Origin of the sequence: Pseudorhizobium banfieldiae (assembly GCF_000967425.1) — a bacterium.
GTDB classification, from domain to species: Bacteria; Pseudomonadota; Alphaproteobacteria; order Rhizobiales; family Rhizobiaceae; genus Neorhizobium; species Neorhizobium banfieldiae.
The window spans coordinates 510,167-527,031 of the sequence record NZ_FO082820.1 but is presented as its reverse complement, the minus strand read 5'-3'; the positions used below and the strand labels follow the sequence as shown (position 1 = coordinate 527,031).

The 16,865-nt window shown below is 61.8% G+C and carries 18 protein-coding genes; 11 read left to right on the top strand and 7 right to left on the bottom strand.

From position 1 onward, the window contains the following. The first annotated feature begins 109 nt into the window (after positions 1-109). Entirely contained in the window at positions 110-928 is an 819-nt protein-coding gene (fabI, locus tag NT26_RS02450; RefSeq protein ID WP_052637202.1) for an enoyl-ACP reductase FabI, read from the top strand. A gap of 18 nt (positions 929-946) precedes the next feature. Continuing rightward, entirely contained in the window at positions 947-1,534 is a 588-nt protein-coding gene (locus tag NT26_RS02445) for a histidine phosphatase family protein (RefSeq protein WP_052637201.1), read from the top strand. 1 nt (position 1,535) lies between these two features. On the opposite strand, the gene NT26_RS02440 is transcribed toward NT26_RS02445, so the two are convergent. Then, a complete protein-coding gene (locus NT26_RS02440) occupies positions 1,536-1,796 on the bottom strand; it encodes a DUF1344 domain-containing protein (RefSeq protein WP_052641748.1) in 261 nt (86 codons plus the stop codon). Positions 1,797-2,237: 441 nt separating this feature from the next. Between NT26_RS02440 and NT26_RS02435 the strand changes: the two genes are divergently transcribed. The 3 genes from NT26_RS02435 (at position 2,238) to ribB (ending at position 7,485) form a co-directional block, all read left to right on the top strand. After that, positions 2,238-5,189 carry a sensor domain-containing protein gene (locus tag NT26_RS02435; RefSeq protein ID WP_244467657.1) on the top strand — a complete coding sequence of 984 codons (2,952 nt, stop codon included), beginning with the start codon at positions 2,238-2,240 and terminating at the stop codon, positions 5,187-5,189. An 86-nt stretch (positions 5,190-5,275) separates the two neighbouring features. Beyond that, positions 5,276-6,373, top strand: a complete 1,098-nt coding sequence (aroC, locus tag NT26_RS02430) for a chorismate synthase (RefSeq protein WP_052637199.1) — start codon at positions 5,276-5,278, stop codon at positions 6,371-6,373. Positions 6,374-6,384: 11 nt separating this feature from the next. Then, positions 6,385-7,485 carry a 3,4-dihydroxy-2-butanone-4-phosphate synthase gene (ribB, locus tag NT26_RS02425; protein WP_052637198.1) on the top strand — a complete coding sequence of 367 codons (1,101 nt, stop codon included), beginning with the start codon at positions 6,385-6,387 and terminating at the stop codon, positions 7,483-7,485. Positions 7,486-7,515: 30 nt separating this feature from the next. On the opposite strand, the gene NT26_RS02420 is transcribed toward ribB, so the two are convergent. The 3 genes from NT26_RS02420 to NT26_RS02410 form a co-directional block, all read right to left on the bottom strand. Beyond that, positions 7,516-8,211 carry an RES family NAD+ phosphorylase gene (locus tag NT26_RS02420; RefSeq protein WP_052637197.1) on the bottom strand — a complete coding sequence of 232 codons (696 nt, stop codon included), beginning with the start codon at positions 8,209-8,211 and terminating at the stop codon, positions 7,516-7,518. A 3-nt stretch (positions 8,212-8,214) separates the two neighbouring features. Beyond that, positions 8,215-8,649: an antitoxin Xre-like helix-turn-helix domain-containing protein gene (locus NT26_RS02415; protein WP_052637196.1), complete on the bottom strand. Its 435-nt coding sequence runs from the start codon at positions 8,647-8,649 to the stop codon at positions 8,215-8,217. Between the two features lie 70 nt (positions 8,650-8,719). Beyond that, entirely contained in the window at positions 8,720-9,910 is a 1,191-nt protein-coding gene (locus NT26_RS02410) for a winged helix-turn-helix domain-containing protein (protein WP_052637195.1), read from the bottom strand. 113 nt (positions 9,911-10,023) lie between these two features. Between NT26_RS02410 and NT26_RS02405 the strand changes: the two genes are divergently transcribed. From NT26_RS02405 to NT26_RS02395, 3 genes are read left to right on the top strand one after another with little or no spacing between them, the layout of a single operon-like run. Beyond that, complete coding sequence (locus NT26_RS02405) at positions 10,024-10,704, top strand: energy-coupling factor ABC transporter ATP-binding protein (RefSeq protein ID WP_052637194.1); 681 nt, start codon at positions 10,024-10,026, stop codon at positions 10,702-10,704. Beyond that, positions 10,701-11,321, top strand: coding sequence for an energy-coupling factor transporter transmembrane component T family protein (locus tag NT26_RS02400; protein ID WP_052637193.1), 621 nt, complete (start codon positions 10,701-10,703; stop codon positions 11,319-11,321). Before NT26_RS02405 ends, NT26_RS02400 begins: the two co-directional genes overlap by 4 nt. Before the next feature lie 10 nt (positions 11,322-11,331). Then, entirely contained in the window at positions 11,332-11,895 is a 564-nt protein-coding gene (locus NT26_RS02395) for a biotin transporter BioY (RefSeq protein ID WP_052637192.1), read from the top strand. Between the two features lie 41 nt (positions 11,896-11,936). On the opposite strand, the gene NT26_RS02390 is transcribed toward NT26_RS02395, so the two are convergent. The 3 genes from NT26_RS02390 to NT26_RS02380 form a co-directional block, all read right to left on the bottom strand. Beyond that, entirely contained in the window at positions 11,937-12,527 is a 591-nt protein-coding gene (locus tag NT26_RS02390; RefSeq protein ID WP_052637191.1) for a c-type cytochrome, read from the bottom strand. Beyond that, the gene (locus NT26_RS02385; RefSeq protein WP_052637190.1) at positions 12,527-13,783 is read right to left on the bottom strand and encodes a PQQ-dependent sugar dehydrogenase; all 1,257 of its coding nucleotides are present in this window, start codon (positions 13,781-13,783) and stop codon (positions 12,527-12,529) included. The genes NT26_RS02390 and NT26_RS02385 overlap by 1 nt, the downstream gene beginning before the upstream one ends. A 221-nt stretch (positions 13,784-14,004) precedes the next feature. Continuing rightward, complete coding sequence (locus NT26_RS02380) at positions 14,005-14,409, bottom strand: acyl-CoA thioesterase (RefSeq protein ID WP_235864257.1); 405 nt, start codon at positions 14,407-14,409, stop codon at positions 14,005-14,007. A gap of 128 nt (positions 14,410-14,537) precedes the next feature. On the opposite strand from NT26_RS02380, the gene NT26_RS02375 reads away from it, so the two are divergent. From NT26_RS02375 to NT26_RS02365, 3 genes are all read left to right on the top strand, one after another. After that, positions 14,538-15,470, top strand: coding sequence for a histone deacetylase family protein (locus NT26_RS02375; RefSeq protein ID WP_052637188.1), 933 nt, complete (start codon positions 14,538-14,540; stop codon positions 15,468-15,470). A 2-nt stretch (positions 15,471-15,472) separates the two neighbouring features. After that, complete coding sequence (locus NT26_RS02370; protein WP_052637187.1) at positions 15,473-15,727, top strand: exodeoxyribonuclease VII small subunit; 255 nt, start codon at positions 15,473-15,475, stop codon at positions 15,725-15,727. A 135-nt stretch (positions 15,728-15,862) separates the two neighbouring features. Next, complete coding sequence (locus tag NT26_RS02365; protein ID WP_425287744.1) at positions 15,863-16,807, top strand: TAXI family TRAP transporter solute-binding subunit; 945 nt, start codon at positions 15,863-15,865, stop codon at positions 16,805-16,807. The last annotated feature ends 58 nt before the right edge of the window (positions 16,808-16,865 follow it).

Here is a 16,865-nt window from a genome sequence, read left to right as displayed (position 1 = left end):
TACGCGTGGCTACATGAGATGATCCAAGTCAACTTGAACGGTTGAACCGCCTATGCCATAGGCAGGCCTGACTTTTTCAGGTTTCGACTTTGGTCTCAGGGGACACAGCATGGTTCAGGCTTCAGGCCTCATGGCAGGCAAGCGCGGCGTCATTATGGGCGTCGCCAACAACCGCTCGATCGCTTGGGGCATTGCTAAGGCCATCCACGCACAGGGAGGCGAGGTCGCCTTCACCTATCAGGGCGATGCCCTTCGCAAGCGGGTCGAACCGCTTGCCGCAGAGATCGGCGCCGTGGTTGCCGGCGACTGTGATGTCGGCGACGAAGCAAGCATCGACGCCGCATTCGCGGAGATTGAAAAGCTGTGGGGGAAGATCGATTTCCTCGTTCACGCCATCGGCTTTTCCGACAAGGATGAACTGACTGGGCGCTACGTCGACACCACGGCCGACAATTTCGACAAGACGATGCGGATCTCCGTCTATTCATTCACATCGGTGGCGCGACGCGCCGAAAAGTTGATGTCAGACGGCGGCTCCATGCTGACCCTGACCTATTACGGCGCCGAGAAGGTCATGCCGAACTACAACGTCATGGGCGTGGCGAAGGCGGCACTGGAGGCGAGCGTGAAGTATCTGGCGGTCGATCTCGGCCCCAAGAATATCCGCGTCAATGCCATTTCGGCAGGCCCAATCAAAACGCTGGCTGCCTCCGGCATCGGCGACTTCCGCTACATCTTGAAGTGGAACGAGTACAACGCACCATTGCGTCGCACGGTCACCATCGAGGAAGTGGGCGATGTCGGCCTTTACCTGCTGTCCGACCTGTCGCGCTCGGTTACCGGCGAAGTCCACCATGCCGACAGCGGTTATCATGTCGTCGGCATGAAAGCCGTCGATGCTCCGGACATCTCCGTCATCAAGGATTGACGCCAGGGAACGAAGGCCGTGCTCATCTACATGGTCCGCCACGGCCAGACGGACTGGAACGCCGAAGGGCGCCTCCAGGGACAAAAGGACATTGCGCTAAACGAGCGCGGTCGTTCTCAGGCGACCCGCAACGGGCGGGTTCTCCTGGACATGATCGGAGATCCGTCCTCCTACGACTTCGTTGCTAGCCCCCTTTCCCGTACGCGGGAGACAATGGAACGGCTGCGGACCGCAATGCGGCTCGACCCATCCGCCTACCGTACGGACGAGCGACTGCTCGAACTTTCCTTCGGGGATTGGGAAGGCCATACGCTGGCAGAGGTGCACGATTTCGCACCGGAACGACTGCTGGCGAGAGATGCGCAAAAGTGGAACTTCATTCCGCCGGGCACGGATGCCGAGAGCTATGAAATTCTCTCCTGGCGGGTCGGTGCCTGGCTGAAATCACTCGACCGGCCGACGATCTGCGTCACGCACGGCGGCGTCGTAAGATCCATCTTCCGATTGGTGGCAGATACCACCGAAGAGGAAGCGGCAAAGATGAACGTCCCACAGGACAAGATCCTAAAAGTGGACTTGGATGCAGGCAGCCTCGGCTGGCACTGACCTACTGGACGATCTCCAGATCATCCACCACGCGGCTGCCATCGACTTCGGTGTAGAAGACCAGTACCTTTACACCGGACTCCAAGCCCTCGAAATTGAACTCCTCCGGAACCTTGTAGGTCTTGCCGTCATCCAGTGTCAGCGTCAGGTCGTTGAGATCCACCGACTGGATGGTGGCTTCCACGTCCGAACTCTGCGCGAAACCGCTCAGCGGCGAGAGGAGACTGGCAGTTCCGAGCAGGGCAGCAATCAGGAAGCGCATGGTGGGGACTTTCAGGCAAATCATACAGGCTTGATAGAGGCGCAAGATAGTCTCCGGATTGTGGCGAAATTCGCCCGCGGACGTGACTTTTTCCGTGCAAGTAGTGACCTGATTGTTAATTCCGATCAAGCCTCTAAGGGCAGACCTCCACAAATTCGGGGATGTTGTCTCTCCCGGCGCATGAAGCTCCTGGACGACGCAATCAGCCATTAACCCGGACCATGTAAAACCGTCCCTTGTCAGGTGAGATGAAAAGGGGCGAGTTTGACTGCCTGGGGAATGCTGCGCGCGCATCTGCGGCCAATCGTTGGAAGGACTCCGGTTCTTGCAGTAGCAACCGTGGCGGTTGCCGGCCTGGTTCTTCTCCTTGCCTTATCGCTCGATGAACGACACCGGCGACAATATCAGGAAGAATTGCGCGAACGCGCGGAGCGAGCGATCATGTTCGTTGCCCTGCGCATAAAATCGGAAATCGATGACGAAGTAGCGGCGACCGGCCGGCTGGCTCTCGCGCATCAATCGCAGGGATTCGGCACGGACGCGCTGTTCCATGCCTACGCGGAACACGAACTGGACAGGAACCCCAGCGTCGCGGCGATCGCAATCGCCTCGGAAAACGGTCTTGAAACCTTCCTCAGTCGGCGAACGTCGGACCTGACGAGCGACCGAGATCAGCTTGCCGCTGCCGTTCGGGAGCAGGTAGCTCTGCGGGCGTCGGCGATCATGTCGAAACCTGACAGCCCGTTCCTCATCATCGTCTCTCCCATCGAGGCAACTGACAGCAGCCCGGTCAGCGCAGTGCTGCTGATCGACAAGGCGACGTTGATGGCAGCATCCGGCATCGATTTCTCCTCCGTTTCCGGGGAAGCGAGGTTGAAGACTGCCCCGGGCCTGGAGATCGCGGTCGGCGACACACAGGCACCGACAAAGACGCCGTTTGTGGGACAATCGACGATAAGCGATCTTCAACCGCTCGAATGGCACATCCCGGTGGGGACGACCGTCTGGCAGGTTCTCCTCGCGCCATCGACCGGGTGGGACGTGACCGCACCAGACCAAGCCGAATACCGCTTCTCCCTGGTCTTCGGCGGCCTCGGCGTGATGCTTCCGATCCTGCTGGCCAGTGTCCTCATCGGCGAACGCAACCGCAACATCACCGCGTTGAAGGCCCGCGAGGCGAACCTTCTGGAACTGTCACAGCGTTTCAACCTCGCCATGGAAGCGTCCAACATCGGGATTTGGGAGGTCACAGACAACGGGCACCACCTGTTCTGGGACGACCGCTCGGCTGCTCTGCATGGCTGCGAACAAGATGGGGTGCGCAACAGGCTGGATGACTGGCACGGCGCGATCTATCCGGAGGACCTGGAAGCGGCGGAAGCACATTTCTTCAACTGCATCTGCGCCAAGACTGCATGCACAGAAACCTATCGCGTCGCGACGGAGGACGGTGCGGTCCGCTACCTCAGATCCGCTGGCGCAAGTTATCACAATCCGGATGGAAGCCTCCGCAGCACGGGCATCGTCTGGGACGTCACGGCCGACATGCTGATGGCGCAGATGCTTCGCGACGCCAAGGCAGTCAGCGACATCAAGAACGCCGAACTGGAGCTGGCGCTCGACGAGCTCTCCAAGCGCGAGCAGGAGCTCGAGGAACTTTCGAGCAAGCTCGATCTCGCTCTCGCCTCGTACAACTGCGGCATCTGGGAGGTCGATCTGGAAACACGGACGGAGCGATGGGACGAGCGCATGTGCCAGCTCTACGGCATGCGCTACACGGACGGGATCGTCTCGCAACACGAATGGTCCAAGCTCGTGCACCCCGACGACCGGGAGATGGCGAAGACGGTATCCTACGAGTTCCAGACTTCCGGCATCAAGGAGACGCTGGTCGTGCGCGTTCCGCAGGGCGAGCGCGATCTCCGTTATATCCGTTCCGTCGGGCAGCTTCAGGTCGACCGAAACGGGCGCCGCAAGGTCGTCGGCATCGCCTTCGACGTGACAGAAGACGCCGTTCTGACGGCCCAATTGAAGGCTGCCAAGGCCGAATCTGATGCCAAGAACCTAGAACTCGAATTGGCCAAGAGCCGCATCGAGCACAACGCGTTGCACGACCCCCTGACGGGTCTCGGCAACCGACGCAAGCTGGACGCGGAACTGGATCTCCTGTCGCGCCAGAGCCGAACCGAACGACAGAAGCTAACGATCCTCCACCTGGACCTCGACCGCTTCAAGCAGATCAACGATACGCTTGGACACGCGGCCGGGGACGCGATGCTGGTGCATGCCTCCGAGGTCCTGTCACGCAATGTTCGCGAGAACGACATCGTCGCTCGTATCGGCGGTGATGAATTCGTCATCCTCATTCGCGATGAGAACGGCCATGATTGCGTCGCGCAGCTTGCGACCCGCATCATCGGCGAGCTTCGCCAGCCGATCGACTTCGAGGGTTTTGCATGCCGCGGCGGCGTCTCGATCGGCATCGCGCAGGCAAGTGGTGTCAACATCGATGCGCGCCGCGTTCTCGTGAATGCCGACATCGCCCTCTACCGAGCCAAGGCCATGGGCAGGAACCGCTACGAGTTCTTTACCCAGAACCTGCAGGCCGAAATCGTCGGCCACAAGCGCACGGCCGACGAACTGCTGGCGGGCCTCGAGAACCATGAGTTCACGACACGCTACCAACCCCAATTCGATGCGCGCACCAGTCAGCTTGCGGGGGTCGAGGCCCTCGTGCGCTGGAACCATCCCCATCTCGGCATTCTCACTCCGGACCGCTTCCTGCGGATTGCCGAAGAGTTGAATGTCGCCGCAACCATCGACCAGATCGTCCTGGAAACTGTGCTGAAGGACCTCAAACGCTGGGCCGACCTTGGTGTCAGCGTGCCGCGCGTCTCGGTCAATGTATCGTCCCGTCGCCTTCACGACGAGAAGCTGATCGAAGGCCTGAAGCTGCTGGACATCAGGCCCGGCCAGATCGCGTTCGAGCTCGTCGAGTCTATCTTCCTGGACGAACATGAGGATGTCGTCGCGCGCAATCTCGAGCAGATAAGCGGCCTCGGCATCGATATAGAGATCGACGATTTCGGCACTGGCCATACCTCCATCGTCGGCGTGCTTAAGCTCAAGCCGCAACGCCTGAAGATCGACCGGCAGCTGGTCATGCCGATCCTGCACTCGCCGCAGGAACGGGCGCTTGTCCGCTCGATCATCGATATCGCCCGCTCGCTCGGCGTCGAGACTGTGGCGGAGGGGGTCGAAAGCATGCAGCACGCCGCCATGCTGCGGGAACTGGGATGCGACCTGCTGCAGGGCTACGCCTTTGCGAGACCCTTGTCGTTCGCCGAGTTCACCGAGGCGGCGATCGTCCGCTGGGCGCGTGCCGCAGCCTGACAAGAAGGGCTTGTCGCCCGGCGCCGTTTTCCCTAAGACAGCCCCGTCGGAACCGGCAACGGCCGGTTCTTCACGGGCGATCCAGAATGTCTCACAACACATTTGGCCATCTTTTCCGAGTTACCACCTGGGGCGAGAGCCACGGCCCCGCGCTCGGCTGTGTCGTCGATGGCTGCCCTCCTGGCATCCGCCTGACGCTTGCCGAAATCCAGGGCTGGATGGACAAGCGCAAGCCGGGACAATCCAGGTTCGTGACGCAGCGACGCGAGGACGACATCGTCAAGGTGCTGTCAGGCGTGATGCTTGCCGAGGACGGCGAGACAATGGTCACGACCGGCACGCCGATCTCCATGCTGATCGAGAACACCGACCAGCGCTCGAAGGACTACGGCGAGATCGCACGACGCTACCGCCCGGGACATGCCGACTACACCTATGACGTAAAATACGGCATCCGCGACTATCGCGGCGGCGGTCGCTCCTCCGCCCGCGAGACGGCAGCGCGGGTGGCCGCTGGGGCCGTGGCACGCAAGGTGGTGCCGGACCTCGTGGTTCGCGGCGCGCTGGTGCAGATCGGAAAGCACAAGATCAACCGGGGCAACTGGGATTGGGCGCAGGTCGACCAGAATCCGTTCTTCTGCCCGGACCCCGAGACGGTGCCGGTCTGGGAAGAGTATCTCGACTCTATTCGGAAGGCGGGCTCGTCGATCGGCGCAGTCGTCGAGGTCGTGGCCGAGAACGTCCCGGCCGGGCTGGGCGCGCCGATCTACGGCAAGCTCGACCAGGACATCGCCTCGCTGCTCATGTCGATCAATGCGGTGAAGGGCGTCGAGATCGGCGACGGCTTTGCGACCGCCGAGCTTTCCGGCGAGGAGAATGCCGACGAGATGCGGAGGGGCAATGACGGCAAGCCGCTGTTTCTCTCTAACCATGCAGGGGGCATTCTGGGCGGGATTTCCAGCGGCCAGCCGGTGGTGGCGCGCTTCGCCATCAAGCCGACTTCCTCCATACTCACGGAACGGCAGTCGATCGATGCCGACGGAAACAATGTCGATGTCCGCACCAAGGGCCGGCATGATCCATGCGTCGGCATCCGCGCCGTGCCGATCGGCGAGGCCATGGTAGCCTGCGCCATCGCCGACCATTACCTCCGCGACCGGGCGCAGACCGGGCGGCAGCGATAAGGACCTTCTCCATGGCCTATGACCAGAAGCGCGTCGTTGACGCTATTCGTGCCTTCGAAGCCGGCGAAATCGTCGTCGTGACGGATGACGACGACCGCGAGAACGAAGGCGACCTGATCGTCGCCGCCGTCCACTGCACGGCGGAGAAAATGGCCTTCATCGTTCGCCACACATCCGGCATCGTCTGCGCGCCCATGCCGCGCGAGGAAGCCAAGCGCCTCAACCTCAATGCCATGGTGGCGGAAAACGACAGCGCGCATACCACCGCCTTCACCGTAACGGTCGACTTCAAGCACGGCACCACGACCGGGATTTCGGCCGAAGACCGGGCGCTGACGGTCCGCAACCTCGCCAACCCCAACGTTGGCCCTTCGGACTTCGTCCGCCCCGGCCATATATTCCCGCTGGTCGCGCGCGAAGGCGGCGTGTTGATGCGGTCCGGTCATACGGAAGCTGCCGTCGATCTCTGCAAGCTCGCGGGCCTGCCGCCGATTGGCGTCATCTGCGAGCTCGTCAATGACGACGGCACCGTGACGCGTGGCGCCCAGGTCGCGGCCTTCGCCGAAAAGCACGGCCTGAAGCAAGTCTCCGTGGCCGACCTGATCGCGTACCGGCAGCGCAAGGAAACGCTGATCGAGTTGCAGTCGAGCTTCGATGTGGAGACCCGTTTCGGAAAGGCGAAGGGCCATGCCTATTCCCTGCCCTGGGACCCGATGCAGCACGTCGCGATCGTCTTCGGGGACATACGCGACGGGGTGGACATCCCGGTCCGGCTGCATCTGGAGAATGTGGCAGCCGATGTCTTCGGCGCCCAGCGTGCCGTTGATACCTACATGGAGAGGATCGCCACCGAGGGCCGCGGGGTGATCATCTATCTGCGCGAAGGTTCCGTCGGCGTCGGCCAGAAGGATCACGGGCGCAAGTATCGCCACGATCAGGAAGCGCATGAGCAGGCCCAGGCGCGCGAGAGCGAATGGCTGGAAATCGGCCTCGGCGCGCAGATCCTCAAGGACCTCGGCATTACATCCATCAAGCTTCTGACCCGCAGCGAGCGGCACTATGTCGGGCTGGAGGGTTTCGGCATCCGGATCGCTGAGACGGTGATCTGCTAAGGCTGGCATCGGCCGCCACAGTCGTGGCGGCTAGCCGCTGATCGGCCCCTCGACGGTCGGGGACGCGTCCCCGCTCCAGACCAGCCTGTAGACATCCCCCTGGCGGACGGATTGAACCGCAGCCGGTCGAAGCACTGCGAAACATGTGCCGCCGGAATGGCGGACGGACGGGTAGATGATCCCGTTCAGCCCTTGTGCCCGAGCCTGGGCGGCAAGCGCATTGCCTTCGGGATAGCCGATCGCCTTGTCCGGGTGGAGCGCCGGGTGGCTGGGTAGCGGCCTCAGGTCGAGGAAGTCGCCGGAGAGGCTGCAGAACATTTCAGCATACTCGACCGTCGCTTCGAAATGACCGGTCCGGCCAAGGAACTCGGTCATGTGGAAGGTTATCTCGGCGAGGCACGTCTCGACCTCGAGTGCCGCATACCAGGCACCGCGATTTTCCCCGTTAAAGCGATTAGGCTCGCGAGGCTTCGCATAGGCGAAACTCGCATTGATGAAGTGCGCATGAGGCACGTCGTAGACGAGTTCATTCGCGTCGAGGCCGGAAATGCCGGTCGTCTCGGCCACGCTACGGCTGCTGGTGGCACCTTCGATTTCGGCCAATTGCGCGAGTTCGTCGGCATCGTCGATTAGGGACGTCAGCACCGACTCCCTCAGCCTTGCTGTGGTGACCAGCCGAACAGTCCTCGAATAGGCCGTGGTGATGACCGGTACGTCATCCGTCACCGGTCACAGTCCCCCACGCACTGCGTCGATGTAGCGCCGAACGTCCAGCATGAGCGGGATACCGCCTTCGATCATCGCGGCAACCGGCGTCTGGCCATTGAACAGCGGCCCCGAGTTTGGGAGAGAAGGCCAGCGGTCGGCCATGCGGTCGGCAAACAGCAGATGCAGGCCCTTGTAGATGCCGGTCAGGACAGAGATGCGCGTCATCTGATCCTGGCTCAGCGTCCTGCGCTCGCTTCCCGGCTTCAGCCGATCCCAAGTGCTCACTGACACGCCGAGAAGAGCAGCCGCCTGCGCTCCTGTGAGATCCCATTCCTCCACAAGACGTACGAAAGCCTTGAGCGCGGTGGCAGACAGCCGGACCCGATCCTCTTCCGATGCGAATGTCTGGCGTCGGCGGGTGCTCTGCGGTGAGACAAGTTCCAATGCGGTTGCCATGCGCTCGCTCTCTCATTCAGATGATGGCTCCTATATACATCATTTGATGTAGACTATCCAATGTTTTTCCTCAGGGCTGCCAACCCGCCAAGTAGTTGACGCGCTCCACGCCGGCGAAACGCGCAACGCGGAACAGCTCTGCATCCAGCTTTTCCAGCCTGCCGTTCGAGGCGCGAACGCCTGGCTCAAGCCAGAGACGCCTGACATCCAGAGATCCCGCCTTGCGATCCGCCTTCATGTCGATGCGGCCGATCATCCGGTCGCCCTCGATCAGCGGAAAGACGTAGTAGCCGTATTGGCGCTTCGGCTCGGGCACGAATATCTCGATCCGGTAGCTGAAGTTGAACAGCCGTTCGGCCCTGTTGCGGTCGCGCAGCAGGGGGTCGAACGGACTGAGGACGCGGATGCGCCCCGGAGGCTCGGAAATACTATCCAGCGAAGTGGGAAAATCCTGGAAAGCATGGGCCGCCCGCGGCCTGCTGCCATTGGCGCTCTCGATCACCACCTCCGTCAACTCGTCGCGATGGGCGTCGACCCAATCCTTTGCCTCCTGCGGCGTGACGAGGGCCCAGAACGCGGCGATCTCGCCGGACGTCGCAAATCCCAGCCGCTTGAGCGCGCTGCGGCAGGCCCAATCGACGAATTCCTCGTGGCTGACCTCCGGTTCGTGATGATGCGCCGGTAGCACCCTTTCCGTGAGGTCATAAACCTTCTGGAAATTCACCCGTCCCGCGATCGCTAGCTTCCCCGTGTGCCAGTAGTATTCGAGCGCCGTCTTGTTGGGATGCCAGTTCCACCATCCGCCGGACTTGTGCTCATCCGCCTTCATCTCCCGGGCCATGATAGGGCCAGCCTCGACGATTCGCCGGTAGGTCTCTTCGAAAGCGCTGTCGTAACCCTCTCCCTGCCATTTTCTCCAGCGCTCCCCGATCACCGCTTCGCGGCGTGCAAAACGATGCTTCCAATAACGGAAATAGGCGGACGGAATGACGGAGGCATCATGCGTCCAGTGCTCGAACAGTTCGCCATCATTCTCCAGCAGATGCTGCAGGTGCTCGCGCCGATAGGTCTGGTTGCGCGAGAACAGGATCATGTGATGGGCGCGTTCGACGGTCGCGATACTATCGATCTGCACGAAGCCGAGCTTGTCGATCAGGCTCGACAGTCCGGCCTTGTCGAGGCTGCGGGAGGGGGGCAGGGAGAGGCCCTGCCGCTCAAGAAAGATTCGCCGCGCCTGCTCGTTCGGGATGAGAATCGCCATGTCGGCAACATTAGGACGATCATCGGCGCACTTCAATGTTCACCTTATGTTTTGCATTCCCCTGCCCCGGCATCCGGTCTATAGGGAGCCCTCGACAGTCGAGAGGACGCAAGTTGGACGTCAGATTTCTCCAGGCGGCGGCGAGCTTCGACGGCCACGTGGCAGTGCGACCGATCTCGGTTTCCCTGACCGAAAGGCGAATCGGGATCATCGGCCTCAATGGTTCCGGCAAGACCACCTTTGCCAGGATGATCAATGGTCTCGTGCAGCCGAGCCAGGGAAGCGTGTCCATCAACGGTTTGAACACCGCGCAAGATGGCGAAAGCGTGCGCAGCCAGGTCGGCTTCATCTTCCAGAACCCCCAGAACCAGATCATCCTGCCGATCCTGCGAGAGGACATCGAACTCGGACTTCGGGCCAAAAAGCTGATGCGCGCCGAGGTGAAAGCAAAGGTCGACGGCGTGCTTTCCCGCTTCGGCATAAAGCATCTGGCAGACCGGCGGGTGCACGAACTTTCCGGCGGCGAGCTTCAGCTTGCGGCGCTCGCATCGGTCCTGGTGACCGAGCCGGCGCTGGTGATCCTAGACGAACCGACCAACCAGCTCGACCTGCGCAATCGCCTCCTCGTTCAGAAAACGATCGACCGGCTGGAGGAGGATGTGCTCGTCATCAGCCATGATCTGGAACTCGTCGAAACATTCGATCGCGTCCTGCTCTTCCACGAAGGCCAGATACTGATGGACGGGCTGCCGGCGAACGCGATCCGGCGCTACCGCGAGATCGCTGGGGCATGAATTCCCTCTACGTCCAGGGCAGAAGCCCGCTCCATCGACTTGCCGCAGCGCCAAAACTTCTCCTCGTGCTCGTGGTGAGCTTGGCCGTCTTCCTCACGCGCTCGCCGCTCATCCTCGGAGCGTCGGCGCTCGCTGGGTTTGTCCTTTATGCCTCCACCGGCATCGGCGTCAGAACCGGCTGGATCCGCCTGCGACCAATCCTGCTGACGATCGTCGTGGTGGCGCTGGCGACGGTCCTTCTGGGTTCGGTTGAAGAGGGCGTTGTCGCGCTGCTGCGGCTCACCACACTGATGCTGGTTGCCGCCGCTGTCACCGCGACAACGCCGGTGGGTGCCTTCATCGACGTGGTCAGCCGGGCGGCGCGGCCGCTGGAGCGGCTTGGCCTCGTGCGTGCAGATGACATCGGGCTTGCAGTCGGCCTCGTCATCCGCTTCGTACCGGAGGTCCTGTCTCGCTATGACCTCCTGAAGCAGGCGCATCGAGCTCGCGGGCTGAAGCTGCGCCCAACCACAGTCCTTGCGCCGCTCACGATCCAAACCCTGAAGGCCGCGGATGAGATCGCTGCCGCCATTGACGCTCGCGGCATCCGCGGGCACAAGCACTCCACCGATTCCTAGGAGTTTTCATATGAGCAGTCGCGATCTCGTTCTCGCAGCCCTCTTCGCCGCCATCATCGTGGCGCTTGGCCTCTTGCCGCCAATCATGCTCGGCTTCATCCCAGTGCCGATCACCGCCCAATCCATGGGCGTGATGCTTGCTGGCGTAATCCTGGGGGCGCGTCGCGGCACCATCGCCGTGCTGCTGGTCCTTCTGCTTGCCGCGATCGGTTTGCCGGTGCTTTCGGGTGGACGCGGTGGTCTTGCCGTCTTCGCTGCGCCGACAACCGGCTTCCTGATCGGCTGGGTGTTCGCTGCCTTCGTCACCGGCTATCTGTCGGAACGGTTCGTCCGCAGTTCGCAGAGCGCCATGCTGCAGACGGCCGGCTTCTTCGCAGCCGCCGTGGCGGGCGGCGTCGTCGTGCTCTATGTCTTCGGCATAAGCTATCTGGCGCTTGTTTCAGGGCTCGGCTTCACCAAGGCCTTCCTCGGATCCATGGCCTTCATCCCGGGCGATGTCGTGAAGGCAGTCGTGGCCGCGCTTGCCGGCCGCGCGGTCATGGCCGGATATCCGCTGCTTCCGGCCCGCGCCTGATCAAATGAGGTGGGCGATAATCCGATCCGCCTGCGCCCACCTCACTTTACCGGAACGACCTCGAGCTTCGTTCCGGCATACCAGTCGGCGACGGCCCTGATTTCTGCGTCGCTCAGGCCCGCAGCGATCTCCGACATGATCTCGTGCTTGCGCTTGCCGCTGCGGAAAGCCTTCAACTGCGTGTCGATGTAGATCGCATTCTCCCCGGCAAGATTCGGGGCATCATCGATGGTCGCCAGCCCATCCGCTCCATGGCAGGCGACACAGGCCCCGGGCGCCATGTTCTCAGTCTTGCCGGAAGGCAGCGACGCGCTCGCCTGCTGGGCCGAATACCAGGCCGCAAGATCCGCGATCGCCTGATCATCAAGCCCCTTCGCCACGACGGACATCATTTCATGGGTACGGGTACCGTCGCGGAAGGCCGCAAGCTGCCTTGCCAGATAGGCAGCGCTCTCGCCGCCGATGTGAGGCGCGATCGGGATGCGGCCCACGCCGTCAATCCCGTGGCAGGTGCGGCACATACCGGCTTTCTTCCGACCCGCTTCGACATCGCCCGCGAGGTCCTGCGCCCCTGCTACCGTGCCCTGGGTGAGGAGAACCCCACCCAGGTATGCCAGCACGACTTTTTGCATCAATTGCCCTCGTAGGAGATGCGGTAGAGGGCACCGGCGAGGTCGTCGGAGACCAGCAGAGAGCCATCGCGCAACTGCGCGACGTCAACCGGACGACCGAGATACTCGCCGTTCTCGTCGATCCAGCCTTCCGCGAAGACCTCGCTCGTGGCCTTTCCTTCGTCATCGATGAAGGTGACCATAACGCGGGCGCCGATCGGGGTCGTACGGTTCCACGATCCGTGCTGCGCCGAGAAGATCGCGTTCTTATACCGCGCCGGGAACATGTTGCCGGTGTAGAATGTCATCCCGAGGTCTGCGGCATGCGCGTCCATCTCGACGGCCGGCATCACAACCTCGACCGGGATCTCCTGCCCTTCATATTCCGTGGTGCGGATCGAGCCGCCACCATACCACGGATGGCCAAAGTTCTGGCCGGCTTCCGTCTGCCGGTTGATCTCGCCCGGCGGGATGTCATCGCCCATGCCGTCCACCTGGTTGTCGGTGAACCAGAGTTCACCCGTCACCGGATGGAAGTCATGCCCGACGGAATTGCGGATGCCGTAGGTATAGACCTCCCGTCCGGTGCCGTCGGTGTTCATGCGGATGATGCCGCCGATACCGTGCTCCTTGAAGGTATCGAGGCTCTCCGCAGGCGCAACGTTGAACGGCTGGCCCAGCGATATGTAGATCTTGCCATCCGGACCGATCTTGCAGACGCGCGCCGTATGGTTGAAGCTCTCATGCTCCGGCGGGATCAACTCGCCCTTCTTCACGAGGTTGAAAGCAGCGACATCCGGGCTCTCGTAGAAGAACTCCGCAGCCGGGAACAGCAGGACACGGTTCTGCTCCGCGATGTAGAGGAACCCGTCCTTCGAGAAGCAGGGACCATTGGGGATCGAGAACTGCAGCGACGGCGCGAAGTCCTTAACCTCGTCGGCAACCCGATCCTTGTTGCGATCGGTGACGGCCCAGACCTTGTCCTTCCTCGTCCCTACGAACGTAACAATCCCCTGCGGTCCAACCGCCATGTGACGTGCATCGGGCACGATGGCGTAGAGCTCGATCTTGAACCCGTCGGGCAGCTTGATGCGCTCGAGGTTCTTTTTGACGCCGTCGGCGAACTCGCCCTTCTGCTCAATGACGGTGAATTCGGTCGTGCCGGTGCTTTGGAAATTCGACAGCTTTTCCAGGTTGTCAGGCACGGCCGGTGTCTGTGCATATGCCAGGTTCGTCGTGACCATGAGCATGGCCGTGGACGATATCAGATGCTTCATGACTTCCTCCCAGAATGATCACGGCATCATGCTTAGGCCACGCGCAGCGAGACCTATGCAGTGTGTAAACGATTTATGTATCAGGATATTTCACCGGCGCTGATGCCTCCCAACACGGCGCCTTGTTGATGATTTTGATGTCGATTGTATACCGAGTCAACGGTTTTCTCAGGCGGCCGTACCAGGGCGCGCGGGGGTTCTGCTCGCAGGTCGCCGAGAGACTAATCCAGAAACTCGTATAGCCAGTCCCTCAGGTCCTCGGGGAGCGCGACGGGCTCCTTATTCTGGCGATCGCAGGCAATCCAGAGGATCTCTGCCTCGGCCGCCGCGTCGCTTTCGCCGTCCCGGACCATGCGAACCAGGAAACCGGCAGACTTGCCGCCAATCTTGCTGACATGAACATCCATCCGAACCTGATCGTGCAGCCGCAGAGCTGCGTGAAAGCTGCAGGTGATCTTGCCGACCGTGAAATGGAGTTCGTCTGCCGCCGCCGGGCGCCGCTTCCAGAAGGAGGCCAGCGCTTCCTCCGCCCTCGCGACGTAAGCCGACTTGAACATCTCGCCATGCATGTCGACGTCCCGGAACGGGACCTGAAACTCGATGAAATCTGCGGGCTGTCTATCCACGGCACCTTCCAGGCATGACCTGATCATGTAAGCCCATTCTTTGCCCTCAAACAAGCGCGGCTGCGCACTTGCTTGAAATGGAGCGTGATCTGCGCCATCTCGTGGCAAACCGGAAAACGAGGGTCCGAATGTCCACCCGCCTTTACGAACACGACATCTTCCTGGAGCACCGGACGCCGGAAGGTCATCCGGAACGCGCCGACCGGCTGCGCTCGCTGGCGATCGCGCTCCAGCATCCCAATTTCGAGAAGCTGGACCGGAAGAAGGCGCCGCAGGCAAGCGAGGATGCGGTGCTGCTTGCCCATCCTGAGGAGCACCTGCGGGCGGTGGTGCGCGAGATCCCGGAAGAGGACGAGGTTCACCAGATCGAGGCCGATACCTACGTCGGTCCACGAAGCCTGGAGGCGGCGCTGACTGGCGTCGGTGCGGCTATGGCAGCCGTGGATGACGTGTTCACTGGTGCCGCCGACAATGTCTTCGTTGCTGCGCGCCCTCCGGGCCATCACGCAGAGAAGACCAAAGCGATGGGCTTCTGTCTCTTCAACACCGCCGCGATTGCCGCACGTCACGCGCAGAAGACCTATGGTGCGGAGCGGGTGGCGATCGTCGACTGGGACGTCCATCATGGCAACGGCACGCAGGACATCTTCTGGGACGACCCGTCAGTGCTGTTCTGCTCCACCCATCAGATGCCGCTCTATCCGTGGACGGGCGCGAAGGACGAGACCGGCACGAAGGGTAATATTGTCAACGCACCGCTGGAAAAGGATTCCGCCAGTGAGCATTTCCGGGAAGCGTTCAAGAACCGCGTGATACCCGCGCTTGAGAACTTTCGCCCCGACTTCCTGATCATCTCGGCCGGGTTTGACGCGCATCATCGAGACCCGCTGGCGCAGATCAACCTCGTGGGCGACGATTTCGACTGGGCGACCGGACGCCTCATGGAAATTGCCGGGAAATACGCAGGGAACCGGCTTATCAGCCTGCTGGAGGGTGGCTATGATCTGGAAGGCTTGGCGGAATCAGCCGGGCTGCACATCTGCAGACTGATGAAGGGCTGAACATGACCGAGACCGCGGAAATCATCGACGTCAGCGGCTATACCTTCGAGAAGGCCGTGGCGGAGCTCGAGAGCATCGTCGCGCGGCTGGAGCGGGGTGACGTGGCGCTGGACGAGTCCATCGCCATCTACGAACGCGGCGAAGCCTTGAAGAAACACTGCGAGAAACTTCTTGCCGCGGCAGAGAACCGGATCGAGAAAATCCGCCTCGACCGAGCAGGCAAACCGCAGGGCGTGGAACCCCTCGACGGCGAGTGAACACCGCATTAGTTCAAGCTTGTAAGAAGTTTGCCCCATTCCGGGCACAAAGCGATTGACGACCCCCTTCCAGTTCCGCATGTTTAGCGTCTGCTGACGATGGCTTTGGGAGGAACAATCGTGAAATCAAGCAAAATCAACCTCGTGCTCGCCGCCACCATGGCGGTTTCCGCCACTTTCGCATCTGCGGGAGCCAAGGCGCAGGAGTTCATCAACGTCCTCACCGGCGGCACCTCGGGCGTCTACTATCCGCTCGGCGTCGCGCTTTCGGAAATCTATGGCGAGAAGATCGAGGGCGTCCGCACGCAGGTGCAGGCAACCAAGGCATCCGTCGAAAACCTCAACCTGCTACAGGCCGGCCGCGGCGAGATCGGTTTCGCGCTCGGCGATTCCGTCCAGATGGGCTGGGAAGGCAACACCGAGGCAGGTTTCCCCGGCAAGCTCGACAAGCTGCGCGGTATCGCAGCGATCTACCCGAACTACATCCAGATCGTCGCCAGCCAGGAGTCCGGCGTGAAGTCGCTCGCCGACCTGAAGGGCAAGAGCCTGTCCGTCGGCGCACCGAAGTCCGGAACGGAGCTGAATGCCCGGGCAATATTCAAGGCCGCCGGCATGTCCTATGAGGACCTTGGCAAGACGGAATACCTGCCGTTTGCGGAATCCGTCGAACTCATCAAGAACCGCCAGCTCGACGCGACACTTCAGTCTGCCGGCCTCGGCGTCGCCTCGATCCGCGACCTTGCCGCCTCCGTGCCGATCAACGTGGTCGCCGTTCCAGCGGCCGACGTTGAAAAAATCGGCGCGCCCTATATGGCGGTGACCATCCCCGCCGGCACCTATGACGGCCAGACCGAAGACGTTCCGACGGCAGCCGTCGGCAACTTCCTCATCACCCATGAGGGGGTTTCGGAAGAGACCGCCTATCAGATGACGAAGCTGCTCTTCGAGAACCTCGACCGCCTTGCAGCATCACATGCTGCGGCGAAGGCAATCGACCCGAAGAAGGCACTCGACGGCATGCCCGTTCCGCTGCACCCGGGCGCTGAGCGCTACTACAAAGAAGCCGGGCTGATGCAGTAAGGTCAGGAATGCATCGATCCCCGTGGCTGTGAAAGCAGCCGCGGGGATTTCTGTTTCA

Excerpts from the sequence above, each read along its gene's own strand:
- fabI (WP_052637202.1), top strand. The coding sequence starts at position 110 with ATGGTTCAGGCTTCAGGCCTCATGGCAGGCAAGCGCGGCGTCATTATG.
- NT26_RS02440 (WP_052641748.1), bottom strand. The coding sequence starts at position 1,796 with ATGCGCTTCCTGATTGCTGCCCTGCTCGGAACTGCCAGTCTCCTCTCG.
- NT26_RS02435 (WP_244467657.1), top strand. The coding sequence starts at position 2,238 with ATGTTCGTTGCCCTGCGCATAAAATCGGAAATCGATGACGAAGTAGCG.
- aroC (WP_052637199.1), top strand. The coding sequence starts at position 5,276 with ATGTCTCACAACACATTTGGCCATCTTTTCCGAGTTACCACCTGGGGC.
- ribB (WP_052637198.1), top strand. The coding sequence starts at position 6,385 with ATGGCCTATGACCAGAAGCGCGTCGTTGACGCTATTCGTGCCTTCGAA.
- NT26_RS02415 (WP_052637196.1), bottom strand. The coding sequence starts at position 8,649 with ATGGCAACCGCATTGGAACTTGTCTCACCGCAGAGCACCCGCCGACGC.
- NT26_RS02410 (WP_052637195.1), bottom strand. The coding sequence starts at position 9,910 with ATGGCGATTCTCATCCCGAACGAGCAGGCGCGGCGAATCTTTCTTGAG.
- NT26_RS02400 (WP_052637193.1), top strand. The coding sequence starts at position 10,701 with ATGAATTCCCTCTACGTCCAGGGCAGAAGCCCGCTCCATCGACTTGCC.
- NT26_RS02395 (WP_052637192.1), top strand. The coding sequence starts at position 11,332 with ATGAGCAGTCGCGATCTCGTTCTCGCAGCCCTCTTCGCCGCCATCATC.
- NT26_RS02390 (WP_052637191.1), bottom strand. The coding sequence starts at position 12,527 with ATGCAAAAAGTCGTGCTGGCATACCTGGGTGGGGTTCTCCTCACCCAG.
- NT26_RS02385 (WP_052637190.1), bottom strand. The coding sequence starts at position 13,783 with ATGAAGCATCTGATATCGTCCACGGCCATGCTCATGGTCACGACGAAC.
- NT26_RS02375 (WP_052637188.1), top strand. The coding sequence starts at position 14,538 with ATGTCCACCCGCCTTTACGAACACGACATCTTCCTGGAGCACCGGACG.
- NT26_RS02370 (WP_052637187.1), top strand. The coding sequence starts at position 15,473 with ATGACCGAGACCGCGGAAATCATCGACGTCAGCGGCTATACCTTCGAG.